General features: G+C 37.8%; 4 protein-coding genes and 1 pseudogene. All 5 read right to left on the bottom strand.

The window, feature by feature from the left end; all coding sequences use genetic code 11:
* Positions 1-494, bottom strand: a pseudogene (locus BTHERMOSOX_RS09730) (IS1595 family transposase); the annotation flags it as partial.
* 46 nt (positions 495-540) lie between these two features.
* Positions 541-1,497, bottom strand: coding sequence for a biotin synthase BioB (gene bioB / locus BTHERMOSOX_RS09725; RefSeq protein WP_138120956.1), 957 nt, complete (start codon positions 1,495-1,497; stop codon positions 541-543).
* Between the two features lie 111 nt (positions 1,498-1,608).
* The gene (glnA, locus tag BTHERMOSOX_RS09720) at positions 1,609-3,024 is read right to left on the bottom strand and encodes a type I glutamate--ammonia ligase (RefSeq protein ID WP_138120954.1); all 1,416 of its coding nucleotides are present in this window, start codon (positions 3,022-3,024) and stop codon (positions 1,609-1,611) included.
* Between the two features lie 126 nt (positions 3,025-3,150).
* Positions 3,151-3,375 carry a sulfurtransferase TusA family protein gene (locus BTHERMOSOX_RS09715; protein WP_138120952.1) on the bottom strand — a complete coding sequence of 75 codons (225 nt, stop codon included), beginning with the start codon at positions 3,373-3,375 and terminating at the stop codon, positions 3,151-3,153.
* A 1-nt stretch (position 3,376) separates the two neighbouring features.
* On the bottom strand, positions 3,377-3,723 hold a 347-nt coding region (locus tag BTHERMOSOX_RS09710; protein ID WP_138120951.1), incomplete at its 5' end, for a coproporphyrinogen III oxidase.

The following is a 3,723-nucleotide window of genomic DNA, read 5'->3' as shown; positions in this document are numbered from 1 at the left end:
ATGCCGTTAATAGGTGCATTACCACGAGCAAATTCATTCTTGCTATGATGTACTCTAAAATGCTTCTTATAGCCAAAATCTACTAAACCATTATACCCTCGCCAACCATCAGAATGAATGACGCTTTTCAATACTAGTTTTACCCTTGATAATCCTTTGTAGGGTAGTACTCTTGCAGTTTGGAACAATCTCAGTATAAACCTTATCACCTCTTTTTAGCAAGCCAAAAACAATGGTTTTCCGCGGACGTGCCGTGCGCCAAAATAGCTTTCATCGACTTCAATCTGCCCCACTAGTGGGGCAGATTGAAGTATGGATAGCTCCACAATTCTAAGCCTAATAGCGGTTAAATATTTGTTGATTGTTTGTCTGCTCAATCCTGTTAATTCCTTGATTTGAACTGCGTTCAAATCAAGAGAAAAATACTTAATTATTTCTCTAAATTTCTTCTCTGAAATACGGGAACGATTTACATACTTGTTTTTTACTTTCATAACGGTACTTTAACATGATTTTAAATATGCTTAAGTTGTCATGATCCTAATTAAATTGTTGCTTCATATTGAGACCAAGCTTTTTAAACAATGCTTTGTCGCTGCCAGTATCGGGATTATCTGTTGTTAGCAACTGCTCACCATAAAAAATTGAATTGGCACCAGCATAAAAACACATAGCCTGCATAGCTTCACCCATATCTGTACGACCTGCTGACAAACGCACAACTGATTTTGGCATCATAATCCTAGCAACCGCAATCATTCTGACAAATTCAGTTTCTGATGGTGGCTCAATTTTTTCAAATGGTGTACCTGGGATTGGCACCAATAAGTTAATCGGAACACTGTCAGGGTGAGATTCAAGATTAGACAAAGATCTTAACATAGAGGCTCTGTCCGTTTGAGTTTCACCCAAACCCAAAATTCCACCACTACAGACATTAATATCCGCATTTTGCACAGACTCTAACGTGTTTAATCGATCTTGAAAATTACGTGTTGTAATAACATTAGAGTAGTTTTCTTCTGAAGTGTCTAAATTATGATTGTAATAGTCTAACCCTGCCTCTTTCAAAGTAAATGCCTGCTCTTGAGATAGCATACCTAGGGTTACACAAGTCTCCATACCCATGGCTTTAACACCTTGAATCATTGGAATTACTTTATCCAGACTTTTATCAGTAGGATTTCGCCAAGCAGCACCCATACAAAAACGGGTTGCACCTTGATCTTTTGCAATTTTAGCTTGCTCTAAAACCAGATCAATTTCCATTAGTTTTTCACGCTCAAGTCCTGTGTCATACTTAGAGCTTTGAGAGCAATAAGAACAATCTTCAGGGCAAGCGCCAGTCTTAATATTAAGCAAAGAGCTAACCTGAACATAGTTAGGATCAAAATTATCTCTATGAATGCTGTGCGCCTTAAAAAGCAAATCATTAAATGGCAATGCAAACAAAGCTTCTACTTCTTCAAGCTTCCAGTCGTTTCGTAATTGTGTCATAAAGATATTTGATAAATAATTTAGAATGATTATTTTAACTCAATCCTTTTGCATTAGACATTAAAAAAGCCGTGCATTTGCACGGCTTTTATTTGAACTTAAATTACGAAACTACAGGCTGTAGTACATATCAAATTCAACCGGATGAGGTGCTGAACGCACCGCATTTACTTCTTTCATCTTAAGATCAATGAAAGAGTCAATTACGCCATCGGTAAACACGCCACCTGATGTTAAGAACTCACGATCAGCATCAAGTGCATCAAGTGCTTGCTCTAGAGAGTTACAAACCTTAGGAATCTTTGCTTTTTCCTTTCTAGTTAACTCGTACAAGTCACCATCTTGGGGTTTTCCAGGGTCAATTTTGTTCTTAATACCATCAAGGCCGGCCATTAACATTGCAGAGAATGCTAAGTATGGGTTAGCCGTGTTGTCTGGGAAACGTACTTCAATACGACGACCCAATGGGTTACCTACATAAGGAATACGAATCGCAGCAGAACGGTTTTTAGCAGAATAAGCTAACATTTCTGGCGCTTCATAGCCTGGCACCAAACGCTTGTAAGAGTTAGTTGATGCATTCGTAAATGCATTTAATGCTTGAGCGTGCTTGATAATACCGCCAATGTAGTACAACGCCATTTGACTTAAGTTACCGTACTCGTCACCATCAAATAAGTTAACACCATCTTTAGCAATTGATTGGTGAACATGCATACCATTACCATTGTCAATCGCAATTGGCTTAGGCATAAATGTAGCTGTTTTATTGTACATATGAGCAACATTATGAATACAGTACTTAAGGATTTGAGTTTCGTCGGCCTTTCTTACCAAGGTATTAAATTTAGCACCAATTTCACATTGGCCAGCTGTACCTACTTCATGATGATGTACTTCAGTTTCAACACCCATCTCTTCAATAACAAGACACATTTCTGATCTTAGATCATGTAACGAGTCTACTGGAGGAACTGGAAAATAGCCACCTTTAACGTTTGGACGGTGACCTTTGTTTCCACCCTCTAAATCAGAGCCAGACTCCCAGTCTGCTTCTGAAGAATGAATTTCATAAAACGCCTTACCCATACCGAAACCTGTATCCCACTTAACACTGTCGAATACGAAAAATTCATTTTCATTACCGAAATAAGCAGTATCACCAATATTTTGTGCTTGCATGTATACTTCTGCACGTTTAGCGATTGAACGAGGATCTTTCTCGTAACCTTTCATATCACTTGGATCAACAATATCACAACGTACGATTAACGTAGACTCTTGAGTAAATGGGTCCATAACGCATGCTGTTGTATCCGGCATTAAAATCATGTCAGATTCATTGATATTTTTCCAGCCGGCAATTGAAGAGCCGTCAAACATTTGACCTTCTTCAAATTTAGCTTCATTAACTGTATGGGAAGGAACACTTACGTGGTGCTCTTTACCATGAGTATCTGTAAAACGAAAATCAACGAACTTAACCTCGTTGTCTTCAATCATCTTCATTACATCTTTAGCAGACATATATTCTCCTTTATTTAAACTTTTTTAATATTTAACTGACAATCTTTGTCAAGCAACACGCGCCGTTACGTGTAAATTCTTTTTTTTGTATTAAGCTAATTTTTATAGCAAAAACAGCAAATAATTCTACCCTATTTTTTCAACAATAAGTACAATCTCATCGGTTTTTTCTTCAATATTTAATACTTTATGGCCATGTACCTTGCACCAAGCAGGGATATCATGAAGTACACCTGGATCGCTTGCAAGCATTTCAATAGTATCACCAACAGCAATTTTTTCAATCAATTCGCCCAATCGAATCACCGGTATTGGGCATAGTAGTTTTTTTACATCTAAGTCAGTTTTCATTTTATTTAATCCAATCTTGTGGTTTTAAGTATTTTTCATACAGTTTAGCCTCAGGCGTATTTGGCTCTGGCTCATATTGATACTCCCAGCGCACCAATGGCGGTAGTGACATTAAGATTGATTCTGTGCGTCCACCTGTTTGCAAGCCAAACAAAGTGCCACGATCATAAACCAAGTTAAACTCTACGTAACGTCCACGTCGATAGAGCTGAAACTGTCTTTCATGATCACCATATTCTAACTCTTTACGTTTTTCTACAATCGGTCTATAGGACTTAATATAGCTATCACCCACGCTACGCATAAAAGCAAAACATTCCTCGAAACTACCCTCGTTTAAATCATCAA

Origin of the sequence: Bathymodiolus heckerae thiotrophic gill symbiont, assembly GCF_900128515.1 — a bacterium.
Classification (GTDB): Bacteria; Pseudomonadota; Gammaproteobacteria; order PS1; family Pseudothioglobaceae; genus Thioglobus_A.
Note: the sequence above shows the minus strand (reverse complement) of the source record. Positions and strands in the feature narration are given on the sequence as shown.

Bases quoted from the DNA above. Each gene is read 5' to 3' on its own strand.
- BTHERMOSOX_RS09715 (WP_138120952.1), bottom strand. From the start codon at position 3,375: ATGAAAACTGACTTAGATGTAAAAAAACTACTATGCCCAATACCGGTG.
- glnA (WP_138120954.1), bottom strand. From the start codon at position 3,024: ATGTCTGCTAAAGATGTAATGAAGATGATTGAAGACAACGAGGTTAAG.
- bioB (WP_138120956.1), bottom strand. From the start codon at position 1,497: ATGACACAATTACGAAACGACTGGAAGCTTGAAGAAGTAGAAGCTTTG.